17 protein-coding genes are annotated in these 15,711 nt (G+C 72.4%); 8 read left to right on the top strand and 9 right to left on the bottom strand.

Going from position 1 to position 15,711, the window contains the following annotated elements; genetic code table 11:
* Positions 1 to 114: 114 nt before the first annotated feature.
* Together H305_RS0100335 and H305_RS0100330 are read right to left on the bottom strand one after the other, a co-directional pair.
* A complete protein-coding gene (locus H305_RS0100335; RefSeq protein ID WP_028798632.1) occupies positions 115 to 1,746 on the bottom strand; it encodes an amidohydrolase in 1,632 nt (543 codons plus the stop codon).
* Entirely contained in the window at positions 1,736 to 3,250 is a 1,515-nt protein-coding gene (locus tag H305_RS0100330) for an APC family permease (protein WP_028798631.1), read from the bottom strand. The genes H305_RS0100335 and H305_RS0100330 overlap by 11 nt, the downstream gene beginning before the upstream one ends.
* A gap of 118 nt (positions 3,251 to 3,368) precedes the next feature.
* On the opposite strand from H305_RS0100330, the gene H305_RS0100325 reads away from it, so the two are divergent.
* From H305_RS0100325 to H305_RS0100315, 3 genes are all read left to right on the top strand, one after another.
* Positions 3,369 to 4,088 (top strand): TetR/AcrR family transcriptional regulator, encoded by a 720-nt coding sequence (locus tag H305_RS0100325; protein WP_028798630.1) that lies wholly within the window; start codon positions 3,369 to 3,371, stop codon positions 4,086 to 4,088.
* Between the two features lie 113 nt (positions 4,089 to 4,201).
* Positions 4,202 to 4,663, top strand: a complete 462-nt coding sequence (locus H305_RS0100320) for a pyridoxamine 5'-phosphate oxidase family protein (RefSeq protein WP_028798629.1) — start codon at positions 4,202 to 4,204, stop codon at positions 4,661 to 4,663.
* Between the two features lie 76 nt (positions 4,664 to 4,739).
* Positions 4,740 to 5,132, top strand: a complete 393-nt coding sequence (locus H305_RS0100315) for a VOC family protein (protein WP_028798628.1) — start codon at positions 4,740 to 4,742, stop codon at positions 5,130 to 5,132.
* A 146-nt stretch (positions 5,133 to 5,278) separates the two neighbouring features.
* On the opposite strand, the gene H305_RS0100310 is transcribed toward H305_RS0100315, so the two are convergent.
* Together H305_RS0100310 and H305_RS0100305 are read right to left on the bottom strand one after the other, a co-directional pair.
* Complete coding sequence (locus H305_RS0100310) at positions 5,279 to 5,584, bottom strand: DUF4235 domain-containing protein (RefSeq protein WP_028798627.1); 306 nt, start codon at positions 5,582 to 5,584, stop codon at positions 5,279 to 5,281.
* Between the two features lie 25 nt (positions 5,585 to 5,609).
* Positions 5,610 to 6,626: a glutathione S-transferase family protein gene (locus H305_RS0100305; RefSeq protein WP_028798626.1), complete on the bottom strand. Its 1,017-nt coding sequence runs from the start codon at positions 6,624 to 6,626 to the stop codon at positions 5,610 to 5,612.
* Positions 6,627 to 6,928: 302 nt separating this feature from the next.
* Between H305_RS0100305 and H305_RS0100300 the strand changes: the two genes are divergently transcribed.
* On the top strand, positions 6,929 to 7,867 hold the full coding sequence (locus tag H305_RS0100300; protein ID WP_028798625.1) for a cation diffusion facilitator family transporter: 939 nt from the start codon (positions 6,929 to 6,931) through the stop codon (positions 7,865 to 7,867).
* 109 nt (positions 7,868 to 7,976) lie between these two features.
* On the opposite strand, the gene H305_RS0100295 is transcribed toward H305_RS0100300, so the two are convergent.
* Positions 7,977 to 8,420, bottom strand: coding sequence for a nitroreductase family deazaflavin-dependent oxidoreductase (locus H305_RS0100295; protein ID WP_028798624.1), 444 nt, complete (start codon positions 8,418 to 8,420; stop codon positions 7,977 to 7,979).
* Positions 8,421 to 8,547: 127 nt separating this feature from the next.
* The gene (locus tag H305_RS0100290) at positions 8,548 to 9,180 is read right to left on the bottom strand and encodes a LysE/ArgO family amino acid transporter (protein WP_028798623.1); all 633 of its coding nucleotides are present in this window, start codon (positions 9,178 to 9,180) and stop codon (positions 8,548 to 8,550) included.
* 358 nt (positions 9,181 to 9,538) lie between these two features.
* On the opposite strand from H305_RS0100290, the gene H305_RS0100285 reads away from it, so the two are divergent.
* Together H305_RS0100285 and H305_RS0100280 are read left to right on the top strand one after the other, a co-directional pair.
* Entirely contained in the window at positions 9,539 to 10,741 is a 1,203-nt protein-coding gene (locus H305_RS0100285; RefSeq protein WP_028798622.1) for a cytochrome P450, read from the top strand.
* Between the two features lie 19 nt (positions 10,742 to 10,760).
* Positions 10,761 to 10,955 (top strand): ferredoxin, encoded by a 195-nt coding sequence (locus H305_RS0100280; protein ID WP_028798621.1) that lies wholly within the window; start codon positions 10,761 to 10,763, stop codon positions 10,953 to 10,955.
* 153 nt (positions 10,956 to 11,108) lie between these two features.
* On the opposite strand, the gene H305_RS44090 is transcribed toward H305_RS0100280, so the two are convergent.
* Positions 11,109 to 11,726 (bottom strand): TetR/AcrR family transcriptional regulator, encoded by a 618-nt coding sequence (locus tag H305_RS44090; RefSeq protein ID WP_051370310.1) that lies wholly within the window; start codon positions 11,724 to 11,726, stop codon positions 11,109 to 11,111.
* Positions 11,727 to 11,828: 102 nt separating this feature from the next.
* Here H305_RS44090 and H305_RS0100270 point away from each other — a divergent pair, with 102 nt between their 5' ends.
* Both H305_RS0100270 and H305_RS0100265 read left to right on the top strand, forming a co-directional pair.
* On the top strand, positions 11,829 to 12,287 hold the full coding sequence (locus H305_RS0100270) for a nuclear transport factor 2 family protein (RefSeq protein WP_028798620.1): 459 nt from the start codon (positions 11,829 to 11,831) through the stop codon (positions 12,285 to 12,287).
* A gap of 9 nt (positions 12,288 to 12,296) precedes the next feature.
* Positions 12,297 to 12,851 carry a flavoprotein gene (locus tag H305_RS0100265; RefSeq protein ID WP_028798619.1) on the top strand — a complete coding sequence of 185 codons (555 nt, stop codon included), beginning with the start codon at positions 12,297 to 12,299 and terminating at the stop codon, positions 12,849 to 12,851.
* Here the strand turns inward: H305_RS0100265 and H305_RS0100260 are convergent.
* Together H305_RS0100260 and H305_RS0100255 are read right to left on the bottom strand one after the other, a co-directional pair.
* The gene (locus H305_RS0100260; RefSeq protein ID WP_078628810.1) at positions 12,836 to 14,596 is read right to left on the bottom strand and encodes a phospholipid carrier-dependent glycosyltransferase; all 1,761 of its coding nucleotides are present in this window, start codon (positions 14,594 to 14,596) and stop codon (positions 12,836 to 12,838) included. The genes H305_RS0100265 and H305_RS0100260 overlap by 16 nt on opposite strands.
* Positions 14,597 to 14,815: 219 nt before the next feature.
* Entirely contained in the window at positions 14,816 to 15,673 is an 858-nt protein-coding gene (locus tag H305_RS0100255; protein ID WP_028798617.1) for an endo alpha-1,4 polygalactosaminidase, read from the bottom strand.
* Positions 15,674 to 15,711 lie beyond the last annotated feature (38 nt).

Genomic DNA, 15,711 nt, shown 5'->3' with positions numbered 1-15,711 from the left:
ACGCGTCCCTCATGACGAGAGACGCGCCTGTCACGACGAGAGGCCGCCCCTCCGCAGAGGTGACGCGGCCCTCGCCCCGACCCGCCGTGCGGCAGGTGGCCGCACCGTACGGAATCAGGCGTCCGGTGCCGCGTACACGCGCTCACCGCCGACATAGGTGAGCGCCACCCCGGTCCCGCCGATCGCCTCCGGCGGGCCCTGGTACGGATCGCGGTCCAGCACCACGAGATCGGCCAGCGCCCCCACCCGCACACGGCCGGTGTCGTCGAGGTGGTTGGCGTACGCCGAGCCCGCGGTGTACGCCGTCAGCGCGTCCGTCAGGCCGATGCGCTCGCCGGGCAGGAACACCGGTCCGGGTTCGTCGGGGCTCACCCGATTGACGGCGACATGGATGCCCCGCAGCGGGTCGGGGCTGCTGACCGGCCAGTCGCTGCCCGCCGCCAGCCGCGCCCCGGAACGCAGCAGCGCGCCGAACGGGTACTGCCAGGAAGCGCGTTCGGGGCCGAGGAAGGGGATCGTCAGCTCGTCCATCTGCGGCTCGTGCGCCGCCCACAGCGGCTGGATGTTCGCCGTGGCACCCAGGTGCGCGAACCGGGGCACGTCGTCCGGGTGCACGACCTGGAGGTGGGCCAGGTGCGGACGTGTGTCGCTGGGGCCGTTCGCCTTCCGGGCCGCCTCGACGGCGTCCAGGGCGTCGCGCACGGCCCGGTCGCCCAGCGCGTGGAAGTGGCACTGGAAGCCGAGCGCGTCCAACTCCGTCACGTACGCGTGCAGTCGGGCCGGGTCGATGAAGCTGGTGCCGCGATTGGCCGTCGCACAACCGCACTTGTCCAGGTACGGACTCAGCAGTGAGGCCGTGCCGTTCTCGGCGACCCCGTCCAGCATGAGCTTGATGCTGCCGGCGCCGAACCGGCCGTGCGTCAACGCCGCCCGCCGCTCGACGAGTTCGGCGATCTGCTCGGCGCCCCGCGCACGGTCCCACCACAGCGCGCCGACCACACGAGCGGTGAGCGACCCGTCCCGGGCAGCCGTCAGATACGCCTCGGACGGATCGTCCATGCCGAGGAAGGACCCGAGGAGCGCGTCCTGCCACGCGGTGATGCCGAGCGAGTGCAGATGCCGCTGGGCGTGCAGCAGCGCGGCGAGCCGGTCCGCCGCGGTGGCCGGCGGGGTGAGCCGGCCGACGGACTGCATCGCCCCCTCCTGGAGCATGCCGGTGGGCTCGCCCGCGGCGTCGCGCTCGAACCGGCCGTCGGCCGGATCCGGCGTGTCCCGGGTGACCCCCGCGAGCTCCAGCGCGCGGCTGTTGACCCAGGCGCCGTGATGGTCCCGGTTGGGCAGGTACACCGGCCGGTCCGGCACGACCGCGTCCAGCAGTTGCCTGGTCGGCGTACCGCCCTCGAAGGCCTCCATGGACCAGCCGCCGCCCGTGATCCACTCGCGGTCGGGGCGCGCGGTGGCGTAGGCGCGGACGGCGGCGAGCGTCTCCTCGGCCGTCTTCGCCTCCGTGAGGTCGCACTGGGCCAGTTCCAGGCCCGCCGGGACCGGGTGGACGTGTGCGTCCTGGAACCCCGGCAGGAGCAGGCGTCCGGCGAGGTCGACGACGTCGGTCCCCGGTCGCGCGAGGTCGTGGACCTCCGCGTTCCCGACGGCGGTGATCCGGTCGCCGGTCACGGCGACGGCCGTGGCGGTGCGCCCCTCGGGGGTGAGGACCGGGCCGCCGGTGAAGAGGAGATCAGCGTGCATGTTCGGTTCCTTGTCGGGATGGGGCCAGTGTCCCGGGCGCGTCGGCGTCGGTGCCGAGCCCCGTGACGAAGTAGGGGGACCTGCGCACCCACTTCGCCCACGCGGCGGCCACGAAACCGGAGGCGATCATGACAGTGGGAGTCAGCAGCAGGAACCAGCCGTTGTCCGCGCTGACTTCGAGATGGTCGGCCGAGGTGTAGAAGGAATACGCGAGGTATCCGCCGAGCCCCAGCAGCGCCACGGCGCTCACCGTGGGCAGGACCACCGCCCGTATGCCCTGCCGCAGGTCCTCGCGCAGCAGCCCGCGAAAGCGCGCGGCGGCGGCGAGGGCGATGAGCGCGTACGACAGCGCGACGACGATGCCGACCGCGTTGACCGTCGCCATGATCATGTCGGCGAGCCGGGGGATCACCAGCGCGAACCCGGCCACGGCCGTCGCCAGCGCGCCGATCAGCAGGGTGCCGGCCGCCGGAGTCCCGTACCGCGCGCTGACCCTGGACCACAGGGGGCCGAGCGTACGGTCCCGGCTCATCGCGAACATCCCGCGTGCCGTCGGGATCACCCCGGACTGCAGCGAGGCCACGGCCGAGAAGAGCAGGGCCACCAACGGCAGCGCGGCCAGCGGCTGGGCGGCCAGCCGTTCGCCGAAGAACGCCAGCCCCTCCGCGCCGTGCCCGGCCAGCTCCTGTTCGCTCAGGACACGCTGGAAGGCCACGGAACCGAGCAGGAACAGCCCGAGCATCGTCACCAGTGTGATCGTCCCGGCCCGCGAGGCGTCCCGCGGATCGCGTACCTCCTCGTTCACCGTGAACGCCGCGTCGAAGCCCCAGTAGCAGAAGACGGACAGCAGCAGACCCTGGGCGAGCGCGGTCGTGGAGGGGATGGCGAACGGGTCGAACCAGCTCAGGCTGAAGGGATGCGGTCCCGTCACGATGCCGTAGCCGCAGAAACCCAGCAGCACCACGTACTCGAAGACCAGCAGCGCGCTCTGCAGCCGGGCCGCGGTGCGCACACCGGTGACCGCGGTGAGAGTGACGGCCGCCAGGACCACGATCCCGACCGCGGTGGTCTGCGCGGTCGAGCCCGGGTCGAGCCGCAGACCGCCCATGTCGTGCAGCCCCGCGTCACCGGCGAGCTGGAGCATGGCCGACCCCGTCACCGCCGTGGTGTACGCGAGGAAGGCCACCGTGGCCACGATGTTCACCCAGCCGACCAGGAAGCCCAGCCAGGGAGTGAGCGAACGGCCCACCCACGTGTAGCCGTTGCCCGCGTTCGGCTCCACCCGGTTGAGCCGGGAGTACGCGCCGGCGATGCCGAGGACGGGCAGGAAAGCCAGCAGCATGATGGCCGGCAGATGCAGTCCGACCACTCCCGCGGTCACTCCGAGACCGATGCCGATGCTGGTGGTCGCCGCCGTGCTGGAGGCGGCGATGGCGACTCCGTCGACGACGCCGAGGGTTCTGCGCAGGGACGGGGGATCCCCGCCGTACGGCTGCTGCGACATGTCCTGCTCCGATCGCACCCGGGGCCTGGGACCGGCCCGATGACCGGACATGAAACTGCTCGGGGGCTTAACAGGTCAACGCCGTTGACATAAGGTTCCGGCACCGGAAGGAGCGCCCATGAACGACCGAGTCGTCCCGCCCCCCGCCCGTCGGCGCCGACGTCCCACCAAGACGGGGGTCGTGCTCTCCGAGGAGCTCATCGTCGAGACAGCGCTGCGGCTGCTCAAGGAGCACGGGGCCGACGCACTCACCGTCCGCCGCCTCGGCCTCGCGCTCGGCGCCGACCCCACCGCCCTGTACCGCTACTTCCGTGACACCGACGACCTGTTGCTCGCCATAGCCGACGAACTCATCGGCCGTACACTGCGCACCTGGCGGCCCACCGGCGACTGGCGTGCCGACCTGCGCGACCTGGGCCTGCGTACGCACGCGAACTCCCTCGCGCACCCCCAGGCCGCGGTGCTCAGCTCCTACCGCGTCACGGGCCGCGCCCACGAGATCGAGGCGGTGGAGACGATCCTCGGCGTCCTGCGCGGGGCCGGCTTTCCCGACCCCGAGGCCGTACGGATCTACCACGCCTTCGTCGACCAGGCCCTGGCCTTCGCCGCCCTCGACGCGGCGAGCGTCGCCCTGCCCCGGTCCGCCCGCGAAACGGAGGCGGACGTGTGGCGGGCGACGTACGCCCGGCTGTCCGCCGACAGCCACCCCCACATCGCGGCGACCGCCCGTCATCTGGTGGCGGACATGCGGCGCAGCGCCTACCCCGCCGCCCTGGACCTGCTGCTGGCCGCCGCGGCGGCCCGGCTCGCGGAGATCGAGGGGCAGCGGAAGGAGTAGGCGCGCCCGGCGCGCGCACGGGAGGGAAAGGCGTACGGCTGTGCCCGTCGCCCCGCTCGATCATGATGGTCGCGGAACCGTTCCGCACGTCGTCACCAGGAGGCTGCCCGACGATGAACCCGCCCGCCCGCACCGCGAAACAGCGCAAGCAGGACACCCTCGACCGGCTGGAGAACGACGTCGACGCCTGGGTGTCCACGGCCGACGGCGAGGGGGGAACCCCGTATCTGGTCCCGCTGTCCTACCTCTGGGACGGCAGGACCCTGCTGGTGGCCACCCCGGCCGAGAGCCCCACCGGCCGCAACCTGCGGGCGACCGGCAGGACACGTCTGGGTATCGGGGCGACCCGCGACGTCGTCCTCGTCGAGGGCACCGTGACGGCCCGGGAAGCCGCCGAACTGCCGGACGGGGTCGGGGACGCCTTCGCCCGCAAGACCGGCTTCGACCCGCGTGAACTCACCACCCGCTACCTGTACTTCAGCATCACCCCGCAGCGCGTCCAGGCCTGGCGCGAGGTCGAGGAGCTGACCGGCCGCGACCTCATGCGCGACGGCGAGTGGCTCGTGACCGACTGAATCCGGGGGTACCCGGGAAGACGGCGCAGCGGCGGCCGGATGCCGCCGCGCCGCCCCGGAACCCTACGGAGGACACATGACACTGGTCACGGCAGGCGTCGTGGTGCTGGACTGCGGCGAGCCCGAGAAGCTCGCCGCCTTCTACAAGCAACTGCTCGAGGCCGAGGAGACGGACGCGTCGGCGAACCGCGTGGAGATCCGGGCCGCCGACGGGCTCCGGCTGGCGTTCCGCCGCGACGTGATGGCGACACCGCCGAGCTGGCCGCGCCCCGAGAACTCCCTCCAGGTCCACCTCGACTTCCTGGTGGAGGACCTGGACGAGGCCGAACGCAGGGTCATCGGTCTCGGCGGCCGGCCGATCGAGACGAAGGACGCGGCCGGTCCGTTCGAGGAGCGGGGCTATGCCGACCCGTCCGGGCACTCCTTCACGCTGCGCTGCTCGCGGCCGACGGCGCCCAAACAGGGCTGAGGCGAGCAACGCCGAGGCGCACGGGGCCGGCCCGGCGGGGCGTGGTCCGTACGGAGTTCCGTCACGGATCACGGCCCGTCGGGCCGGTGCGCGCGTGGTCCGTACCGGGTTCCGTCACGGATCACGCCCCCGCGGGCCGGTGCGTGTCAGTCCCGGCCGCCCGTGTCCGCGGACGGCCAGACACCGGTCGAGCGCTCGATGGCCTTCGCGCCCGTGCGGTCCACCGCGCTGCGCACGACGGCGAAGATCGCGCCCTGGACCGCGGCGGCCAGCAGGATCTCGCCCCAGCCGCGGTCCTTGTCCAAGGCGTCGGGAGCGTCGTCCTCGTGCCGTATCGCCTTCCACGCCTGCTGGAAGGCCAGCCCGGCGAGGGCGCCGCCCGCCCAGCTCAGCGCCATGCCGACCGGCTTGTAGACGAGTTTGAGCTTCTTCTGCTGCTTCTTCCTGGACACCTGGGTCTCTCCGTTGCGTGTGCGGTCAGGGACGTCCGTGTGCCGGGACGCGTTCGTCCTCGGGCACGGGGCCCGGCGCGGTTCCCTCTCCGAAGGGCCGTCCGCCGAGGCGTTCGCGGTGATGGGGCGTCAGCCAGCCCGCCAGGTCCGGTCCGAGGGGGACGATCCCGGTCGGGTTGATACCGGTGTGGACTTGGTAGTAGTGCCGTTTGATGTGATCGAAGTCGACGGTGTCACCGAATCCCGGCGTCTGGTAGAGGTCCCGGGCGTACGCCCACAGGACCTGGTTCTCCGTCAGTTTCCAGCGGTTGCACTTGAAGTGGCCGTGGTAGACGGCGTCGAAGCGGACGAGCGTGGTGAACAGCCGGATGTCCGCCTCGCTGATCGCGTCGCCGACCAGATAACGGTGGTCCGCCAGCCGCCCGGCCAACTGCTCCAGACGACAAAAGACCCCCGCGCAGGCTTCCTCGTACTCCTTCTGCCCCGTCGCGAAACCCGCCCGGTACACACCGTTGTTGACGTCCTCGTAGATGCCCGCGACGACCTCGTCGATCTCACTCCGCAGCCGTTCCGGGTAGAGGTCCGGTGCCCCTTCCCGGTGCAGGGCCGTCCACTCGGTGGCGAGATCCAGCGTGATCTGCTGGTAGTCGTTGGTGACCAGCCTGCCGCTCGGCACGTCCACCACGGCCGGCACGCTGACACCGCCGGGGTAGTCCTTCTCCCGTGCGTCGTAGGCCTCGCCGAGGAAGCGGATGCCGAGCACCGGGTCCCGGCCGTCCGGGTCCAGGGTGAAGCGCCAGCTCCGGTCGTCCTGGACGGGATCGGCGACCGCCAGTGACAGGGCGCCCTCCAGACCGAGCAGCCGCCGCGAGATCAGCGCGCGGCTCGCCCAGGGGCAGGCACGGCTGACGACCAGCCGGTAGCGCCCCGCCTCCACCGGCCAGCCGTCGCGGCCGTCCGCCGTGATGCGGTCCGCGAAGTGGCTCGTGGACCTTTTGAACGCCTTCTTGCCCAGACTCGCGTTGCCCGCGCTCTCGCCCATGGTCTCGCCTCCCTGCTGTGCCCTCATACGGGTGCCCCGGTGAACGGGCTCGATTCAGGCCGCCACCACGGTGTGAGGTACGCGGACCCGGGAAGCCGGACGGTGTGCGCAACGACCCGACGAACAGGCCGAACGGCTCGCCGCTGGACCACCCGGACCAGCCGTCCCCTCCGCGGGACCGGGACCGCCCGGATCCCCAGAGCCGCCCCGGTCCCGCCGACCGCCCGGCTCCCCCTGATCACTCGGCTCCATCGGACGGTTCGACCTCCTCGGGCGGATCGGACCGGAAGACCCGGGTCACCGTGCTGGTGGCACTGGGTGCCAATCTACTGATCGCCGCGGCCAAGGCGGTAGGAGGCCTGCTCGCGGGTTCACCGGCCCTCCTCTCGGAGGCGGCGCACTCCGTGGCCGACAGTCTGAACGAGGTGTTCCTCCTCGCCGCCCTGCGGCGCAGCCGCCGCCCCGCCGACAGCCGGCACCCCTTCGGCTACGGCAAGGAGCGGTTCTTCTGGTCCTTGCTGGCCGCGGTCGGCATCTTCGTCATGGGCGGCTGCTTCTCCTTCTTCCAGGGGATAGAGGCACTCAGGAACGGTGCCGAGGAGTCTCTCGGCGGCTACCGCGCCGGGCTCGTGGTCCTCGGGGTGGCCTTCCTCGCCGAGGGCGCCTCCCTGTGGCGGGCGCTCCATCAGGCGCACCGGCAGGGCGGCACGGACGGCATGCGGGACCCCGCGCTGCGCACGGTCGTCGCCGAGGACGGCACAGCGGTGCTCGGCGTGGTCCTCGCCATGGCCGGCATGGCGCTGCACATGGTCACCGGCCAGGTCGTGTGGGAGGCCGCCGCCTCGCTCGCCATCGGGGCGCTGCTCATGTACGTCGCCTACCGGCTGGGCCGGGAGGCACGCGACCAGTTGATCGGCCGGGCCGCCGACGAGGAGCAGCGCGGCAGGATCCGCGCCCTGCTGGAGGCGCAGCCCGAGATCGACAGCGTGGAGGCGCTGCTCACCATGGAGCTGGGCCTGGACTCGACACTGGTCGCCGCGCGGATCGACCTCGTCCCCGGGCTCGACAGCGAGGAGGTGGAGGACGTGGCGGTGCGCATCAAGCGCTCCGTCGCCCACACGTTCCCGGATGCCGATCAGATCTTCCTCGACGTCACCGACGCGCGGACGGCACGGGCGGCCGCACGCGGCGCGCGGGCAGCGGAAAGCCCCGCCGCGACGGGGGAGCGCGGCGGGGCCTGACGCTCGGGTGCCCGGCACCCGGCGGATCATGCGCACCGATTCCTAGATCTTCCGGCGGCGGTCCGGACGCCGTGACGGCCCGGCGGTCCGGTCACGCCAGGTGCGGGGATCAGCGCGAGGGCTCCAGCAGGAAGACGGGGATGACCCGGTCGGTCTTCTGCTGGTACTCGGCGTACGGGGGGTACGCCGCGACGGCCCGCTCCCACCACTGGGCCTTCTCGTCGCCGCTGAGCTCACGGGCAGTCATGTCCTGGCGCACGGGGCCGTCCTGGAGCTCCACGTGCGGGTCGGACAGGACGTTGTGGTACCAGACGGGGTGCTTGGGGGCGCCGCCCTGCGAGGCGACGACGGCGTACCGCCCGTCGTGCTCGACGCGCATCAGCGGCGTCTTGCGGATCTTCCCGCTCTTGGCGCCGCGGGTCGTCAGGATGATGACGGGCAGGCCCGTGTCGAGCAGCGTCGTCCCCTTGGTCCCGCCGGAACTCTCGTACAGCTCCACCTGGTCCCGCACCCACTGAGCCGGGCTGGGCTCGTACTCGCCCTCGAGCGGCATGGCTTCCGTCCCATCGTCGTGTCGTAGCCGGTCGTGCTGTCGGCACGATTCAACACCAGTGCGGATGCCAATCCTCCGCAACGCCGCCCCGCGCGTCCTCCTGCCGCGCGGGGCGGCCCCGGACCGTTCACGGTGCCGCCAGGAACATGCGGACGGCGAGCGCCGTGATCACCGCGCTGGACGCGAGCGCCGTCACCAGCCGTCCCCGGTGTCCGGTCAGGGCGCGGCCGAGCAGCGCGCCGCCGCAGGCGAGCACGAGCTGCCAGCTCGCGGACGCGGCGAATGCGGCGAGCACGAACACCCCCTGCTCCAGAGGCGGCGCCGCGTCGGCGGAGCGGCTGCCGAGCACCAGCGCGGCGAAGTACACGACGGTGGTCGGGTTGAGCAGGGTGATGCCGAGCAGCGACAGGTAGGCGCGGGCCGGCCGGGGCGGGTCCTGCCCCGTCCGGACGGCCGATCGCCGCCCGCGGTACCGACGGACCGCGGCGATCGCACCCCGGACCGCGAGCACGGCCAGGACGAGTGCCGAGGCCCACCGCAGCGGGACCGTCACAGGCCGCAGCGTGGCCGCGAGCGCCGCACCGCCCAGCGCGGCGACCAGGGCGTACAGCCCGTCCGCGGTCGCGACACCGAGCGCCGCGCAGGCGCCTGTCCGAAGGGACGTACGTGCAGTGAGGGACACTAGATATGTCGCGACGGCCCCGACGGGCATGGCGATGCCATAGCCCGCGACGAGCCCCGCGACGAGCGCGGCGGTCACGACCGAGGGAGCGAGGGCCTCCGCGGTCGGCCGGGCTGCTGCTGGACCCGCACCGGACGAGCGGCGGCGGAAGTCGGCGGCAGAAAGGCTTCGATCGTGGGCATGGGCAGATCCTCGGGCCACCGGATCCGCCCCCGCAAGCCAATTACGCGGGGGCCGCGCCGATGGGGATCAGGCCACGCGGGGACCCCCGGGCCCGTGGCACGGGCCGGAAGTCCGAGGAGACAGGAGGTCCGCCGCACGGGCTTCGGACAGATCGCCGGTCCGGGGCATCTGGCCGAACTTCGCGTGGCCGTCTAGATGCCCCGGGCATCTAATGAAGATCGGCAAGAGGGAACCAGCGCTTGCGAGGTCATCCATGACAGAACCCCTCACGACAGATGCGGTCGCCTTCCCCCAGGACCGTACGTGCCCCTACCACCCGCCCACCGCCTACGACCCGCTGCGTGAGGCGCGCCCGCTCTCACGGGTCTCCCTGTTCGACGGCAGGACCGTGTGGGTCGTCACGGGCCACGACGCCGCCCGCGACCTGCTGGCCGACCCACGGCTGTCGTCGGACCGCACCCGGCCCGCTTTCCCGGCGCCGACACGACGGTTCGCCGAGGTCCGCAACCGCCGCGTCGCGCTGCTCGGTCTCGACGACCCCGAGCATCGCACCCAGCGGCGGATGCTGGTCCCGAGCTTCACCCTCAAACGGATCGCCGGTCTCCGGCCGCGCATCCAGGAGACCGTCGACCGCCTCCTGGACCGGATGGAGCGGCAGGGCCCGCCCGCGGAGCTGGTGGACGCCTTCGCGCTGCCTGTGCCGTCCATGGTCATCTGCGCCCTGCTCGGCGTGCCCTACGAAGACCACGACTTCTTCGAGGAGCAGTCCCGCAGGCTGCTGCGCGGGCCCACCGCGGCCGACACCGAGAAGGCGCGCGAGGCACTGGACGCGTACTTCGGCACCTTGATCGACCGCAAGCACGGCGGACAGGGCGACGGGCTCCTCGACGAACTCGTCCGGGACCGGCTGAGCGAGGGGGCGCTGGACCGCGAGGAGCTGATCTCGCTGGCCACGATCCTGCTCGTCGCCGGGCACGAGACCACGGCCAACATGATCTCGCTCGGCACCTTCACCCTGCTGAGGCACCCCGAGCAGCTGGCCGAACTGCGGGCCGAGCCGTCCCTGATGCCCGCCGCCGTCGAGGAGTTGCTGCGCTTCCTGTCCATCGCGGACGGTCTGCTCCGCGTCGCCGTCGAGGACATCGAGACGGCGGGGACGACCATCCGTGCCGGCGAGGGCGTCGTCTTCTCCACCTCGGTCATCAACCGCGACGAGCACACCTTCCCGGAACCGGACGCCCTGGACTGGCACCGTTCCACCCGCCAGCACCTGGCGTTCGGCTTCGGCATCCACCAGTGCCTGGGCCAGAACCTGGCGCGTGCCGAGATGGAGATCGCGCTGCTGTCGCTCTTCGACCGCTTCCCCGGGCTGCGGCTCGACGCACCGGCGGACACCATCGCGTTCAAACCCGGGGACACGATCCAGGGGATGCTGGAACTCCCCGTGACCTGGTAAGAGGCTTTCGGGCATGAGCATCGAGATCTCGATCGACAAGAACGTGTGCATCGGCGCCGGGCAGTGCGCGCTGGCCGCCCCGAACGTCTTCACGCAGGACGACGACGGATTCAGCGAGCTGCTGCCCGGTCGCGAGGACGGCGGCGGCGATCCCATGGTGCGGGAGGCGGCGCGGGCCTGCCCGGTCGGCGCCATCACGGTGACCGGGACCTGAGGGAGGACGCGCCGGCCGTCGCTGCTCCAGGACGGCGAGCTCCAGGCGGCGCAGGCCTCCGGGGCCGGCGATCACGTCGTACGCCGTGCTCGCGGGGGCTCGCTCGCGGCGGCGCGGGCGGAGGTCACCGCGCTCGCCTCCTGAGGGGCACCCTCATCCCGTGCCGCAGGGCCGTGCCCCGCCGACGGCGTCCTGCCGCCCGGCCGCCAGCAGCACGCGCGCCGCGTCCGCCGCCTGTCCGGCCGGCTCCGCGCTCCGGGCGATTCCGGCGGTCACCATGGCCCCCTCGGCCAGCAGGAACAGCCGGCCGGTGAGCACGGAGGGGAGTCCGGCGTCGGACACGAGGCCGCCCAGGTAGGCCCTGAACGCCTCCTTGTGCGCCGTGACCCGCTCGGTGACGCCGGGAAAGGTGGTGCCCAGCTCGCCGTACGCGTTGATCCAGGCGCATCCGCGGAAGCCGGGCTCGGCGAACCACAGCCCGAGCCACTCGAAGACGGCCAGGATGCGCTCCTCGGGCTGTTCGTGCCGGTCGACGTGCTCGGCCAGCCGCCCGCGCCAGCGCAGGTCGCGTCTGTCCAGATACGCCTCTACGAGCCGGTCCTTGGCGGGGAACAGCTGGTACAGCCGCTTGAGAGAGACCGCGGACGCGCCGCGGATGTCGTCCATGCCGACGCTCTGCACACCACGGCCGTAGAACAGCTCCTCGGCCGCGTCGAGCGCCCGTTCCCGGGCGAGGGCGAGGGCCTGGTCCCGGGCGGTCGTGCGGTCCATGCGGGGTCTCCTTGACGTGAGAACGGTCGTTCTCTACGTTAGCAGCCAGAGAGAGAGCGGCCGTTCTCACTCGTGTTCCCGACGCCGAACCGAGGAATCGCCATGACCGACCGCCCGCCCCTGCCGCCCTTCACCCGGGAGACCGCCGCCCAGAAGGTCCAGGCCGCCGAGGACGCCTGGAACACCCGGGACCCGCACAAGGTCTCGCTCGCCTACTCGCAGGACTCGGTCTGGCGCAACCGCGACACCTTCGTCACCGGCCGCGCCGCGATCGTGGAGCTGCTCACCGCGAAGTGGGCGCGCGAGCGCGAGTACGCCCTGCGCAAGGACCTCTGGGCCTTCGACGGCAACCGCATCGCCGTCCGCTTCCAGTACGAGGCGTGCGACGCCGAGGGTCAGTGGTGGCGCTCGTACGGGAACGAGCTGTGGGAGTTCGACGAGCACGGCCTCATGACGCGGCGTGAGGCCAGCATCAACGACGTGCGCATCGAGGAGAAGGAGCGCCGGATCCTCGGTCCGCGTCCGGAGGCGGAGCGCGGGGCGTCCTTCCCCGTTCACTAGGGTTCCCGCGTGAGCGAACAAGCGGAAAAGCCCTTCCTCTACGTCGTCGTCTGCGCGGCCGGCGTCGCCGAGGACGTCGGCGACCTGATCACCGCGGCACAGGAGCGGCACTGGGAGGTCGGCGTCATCGCCACCCCGCAGGGCCTCGGCTTCATCGACGCCACCGCCGTGCGGGAGCAGACCGGCCGTCCGATCCGCTCCGCCTGGCGCGCCCCCGGTGACCCGCGTCCGTTCCCGGCACCCGACGCGGTGGCCGTCGCCCCGGCCACCTTCAACACCGTGAACAAGTGGGCCGCCGGCATATCGGACACCCTCGCCCTGGGCACCCTGTGCGAGGCGTACGGGCTCGGCGTCCCGATCGCCGTACTCCCTTGTGTGAACGAGGCGCTGGCGTCGCACCCCGCCTACCGTGCGAGCGTCGAGCGGCTGCGGGGGATGGGTGTCCGCTTCGGGGACCCGTACTCCGGTGAACTCCAACAGGACGGCGGGCGCCGGGAGTTCCGCTGGGATCGGGTGCTGGACCTGCTGACCCCCGAGAACGCGGCGGGTCAGGGCCTGCGGTAGACGGTGATCGAGTGGCCGACGTCGTCGATCGGCCGGCTGGTGGCCAGCAGCGCCGCCAGCCGGCCGTCGGCCTTCGCGACCGAGGTGTCCGAGACGACGAGCAGCCCGTGCACGTCGTCCGGGTCGGCCGTGCGGGGATCGGCCGCGTGGATGCCGTAAGCCGACGGCACGCCCGCACCCTTGTAGACGAGCCACACCTTCTCCCGCGGGTACCGCTCGCGCAGCCGGTCGGCGAGCCGCCCCAGGTCCTGCCCCCAGTCGACGTTCGAGTCGTGCAGGCGCAGCCTGGTCTTCGACGGCCCGCCGAACGCCTCGTTCGAGTACGGCAGATAGAAGGGGTACGTCGCCAGTGAACTGACGGCGACGAACAGCACCAGCGCCGCCGTGGCCCCGTGTGCCCAGCGACGCCCGAAGGTCACGACGCAGGCCGCCGCGACCGCGAGGAACACCGGTACGAACAGGGCGTAGCGCACCCCGAGGTCGCGGGACCCCAGCATGGCCGTGCCCAGCAGCAGTGCCGGGGGGATCAGGACGTACGGGGCCGCGGGCCGCAGCCGGGGTACCGAGAGCAGCGCGGCCGCCCCGGCCGTCCACAGTGCGAGCATGCCGAGCGGCGTCTTCACCAGCAGCGCCGCCGGAAGGTAGTACCAGAGCGAACCCGCGTAGAGACGGCCGAACAGGAAGCCCTGCCAGGTCGCGTTCTCGAAACCGAACTGCACGCGCATGCCGTCCCGGTACGGCCGCGGGAACGGCAGTACGTCGACGAACAGTGCGCGCAGGCCGTGCACCGGAGGGAGGTCCGCCGGCGCGGTCCAGCGCAGCCGCGGATCGACCGCCAGATACGCGGCCCACACCACGGCGACGGCCACCAGTGCCGTGCCGGCCGCGCCCGCCGCGCCGAACCCCAGGAGCCGGACCCACCCGTGCCTGCCGGACGGCCCACCGGCGGCCTGGGCGTCGACCGCCCCGCCGTCCTCCGCCGGTCCGGCGGCCGACCCGCCGCGGCGGCGCGCGTGCCACACCGACAAGGCCGCCAGGAGCAGCAGCACCGGGACGGCGGGCAGCATGCTCATCTTCGTGGCCGGCGCCGCGCCCAGCGCCACCCCCGCGAGCGGCAGATGGAGCACCGGGCGCCGCCGGGCCCGCCACAGCAGCCACACCGAGGTCAGCAGAAAGCCCGACGCGGGGAGATCGAGCGTGGCCAGCGAGCCGTGCGTGATCACATCGGGCGAGAACGCGTACAGGGCCAGCGCCGTCAACCCGCCCACGGGGCCGACGAGTTCCCTGGCGAACGCCAGAACGACCAGGCCGAACAGCAGCGTCAGCACCATTACCGGCAGCCGGGCCCAGAACATCACCCGCCAGGGGTCGTTGCCCGACTCGTACAGCACGTGTCGCCCGAGCTCCGTCTGATCACCCGCGAACCCCGGGTCCAGGTGCGGGTGGGCGAAGACCAGCCCGCTCGCGATGATCAGTTTGCCCAGCGGCGGGTGCTCGGGGTTGTAGCGCAGGCTGTGCTGCTGCGCGTACACCACGGCCGTACCCACATAGACCGGCTCGTCGATCGTCGGGGTCTGCTGCACCGCCGTCGTGACCATCGCCACCGCCATCTCGGCGAGCAGCGCGACCACGGCCAGGACGAACAGCAGGCGCCGGTGCCGCCGCGGCAGCCGCCGTCGCGCAGGGAGCTCCGTACCGCTCACCGGGAGCTGCTCGTCGTGTCTGCCGGCCAGGAAGGTGGACATGCCCTTGGTTACGTCCGCTCCGTACGGGCCTGCTCATCCGGGAGCACCCGTATTCGGGCGCGCCCCGGTCCGCGGACCTGCCACGACCGCCCGGACGGGCGGCAGGGAGACGAGTATGCACCGCGGTCCGTCCGGGCGCGTGCGGCACGCGGAGGTTCCCGCGGGCCGCGCCGCGCGCCGGAAACCGGCGAGGAAGCAGGCATGTCGCCCCGGACTCCGTCAGCGGGTCCTGCGCACGTAGCCCGCGCTGCCCGGTGTCGACACCAGCACATCGCGGCGCACGATGCTCAGCCGGTCACCGTAGCCCGAACGGGCCTTGCGCAGACCGCTGTCCGTGTACTCGACGACGAGCACCCGGTCGTGGAACGCCTTCGCGTACTGCCCGCACTCGTCGTACTCGCCGCACTCCTCCGCCACCGCGAAGTCGAGCCCGGTGCGTGCCCGCACGCCCGCCAGTTCCACCGTGTTCTTCTGGCCGATGGCCAGATGCCGGGCGTGCGCGTGGGCCGACAGCAGCGTGATGAACGCGGTCGCGTCGTCGGCGGTCAGCAGGTGGTGCGAGCGCGTGTAGCTGTCGTAGTTGTCCGGCTCGACGGCGTCGAAGCCCTTGTCGGCGCAGTCGTCGATCCACCGGCCGACCCGCTCGGCCACCCGCTCGCGCTTGTCCGGCGTACGGATGTCGAGCAGGGCCTCGTCCCAGTCCTCGTCGACGACGACCTTGCCCCGGGCGTCCCGCAGCAGCAGGTCGGCGGGCCACTGCCCGCGCTCCTGCGGCTGAGCCTGGAAGGCGTTCACGTAGCAGACGTTGTAGAGGCCCGGAGCGGGCGACGCGGCACGGTCCCGGCTGACGACACGGACCCCGGCGGGCGGAGGATAGGCGCCGCCGATCTGGTAGTCGAAGCCCGCGTGCAGCGGCGGGAGTTCGACCGCTTCCTTGCCGGACCCCGCCGTCGCGGAGCCCTTCGGCGAGGCGTCGGTGTCCCCGCCCGAGCCGCAGCCGGCCAGCGCCAGCGCCAGCGCCAGCGCCAGGGCAGCCGGGGCCGCCCGCCGGACGGGGGAAACAGGTGTGTCGGGCATGTTGCTCCAGCACTCGCGAGTACGACCCCGCCTCGGAC

This window comes from Streptomyces sp. 142MFCol3.1 (genome assembly GCF_000424945.1).
Taxonomy (GTDB): Bacteria; Actinomycetota; Actinomycetes; order Streptomycetales; family Streptomycetaceae; genus Streptomyces; species Streptomyces siamensis.
This window is presented reverse-complemented; position numbering and strand designations above follow the sequence as displayed.

Bases quoted from the DNA above. Each gene is read 5' to 3' on its own strand.
- H305_RS0100315 (WP_028798628.1), top strand. From the start codon at position 4,740: ATGACACTGGTCACGGCAGGCGTCGTGGTGCTGGACTGCGGCGAGCCC.
- H305_RS0100320 (WP_028798629.1), top strand. From the start codon at position 4,202: ATGAACCCGCCCGCCCGCACCGCGAAACAGCGCAAGCAGGACACCCTC.
- H305_RS0100260 (WP_078628810.1), bottom strand. From the start codon at position 14,596: ATGTCCACCTTCCTGGCCGGCAGACACGACGAGCAGCTCCCGGTGAGC.
- H305_RS0100255 (WP_028798617.1), bottom strand. From the start codon at position 15,673: ATGCCCGACACACCTGTTTCCCCCGTCCGGCGGGCGGCCCCGGCTGCC.
- H305_RS0100270 (WP_028798620.1), top strand. From the start codon at position 11,829: ATGACCGACCGCCCGCCCCTGCCGCCCTTCACCCGGGAGACCGCCGCC.
- H305_RS44090 (WP_051370310.1), bottom strand. From the start codon at position 11,726: ATGGACCGCACGACCGCCCGGGACCAGGCCCTCGCCCTCGCCCGGGAA.
- H305_RS0100325 (WP_028798630.1), top strand. From the start codon at position 3,369: ATGAACGACCGAGTCGTCCCGCCCCCCGCCCGTCGGCGCCGACGTCCC.
- H305_RS0100305 (WP_028798626.1), bottom strand. From the start codon at position 6,626: ATGGGCGAGAGCGCGGGCAACGCGAGTCTGGGCAAGAAGGCGTTCAAA.
- H305_RS0100285 (WP_028798622.1), top strand. From the start codon at position 9,539: ATGACAGAACCCCTCACGACAGATGCGGTCGCCTTCCCCCAGGACCGT.
- H305_RS0100335 (WP_028798632.1), bottom strand. From the start codon at position 1,746: ATGCACGCTGATCTCCTCTTCACCGGCGGCCCGGTCCTCACCCCCGAG.
- H305_RS0100330 (WP_028798631.1), bottom strand. From the start codon at position 3,250: ATGTCGCAGCAGCCGTACGGCGGGGATCCCCCGTCCCTGCGCAGAACC.
- H305_RS0100295 (WP_028798624.1), bottom strand. From the start codon at position 8,420: ATGCCGCTCGAGGGCGAGTACGAGCCCAGCCCGGCTCAGTGGGTGCGG.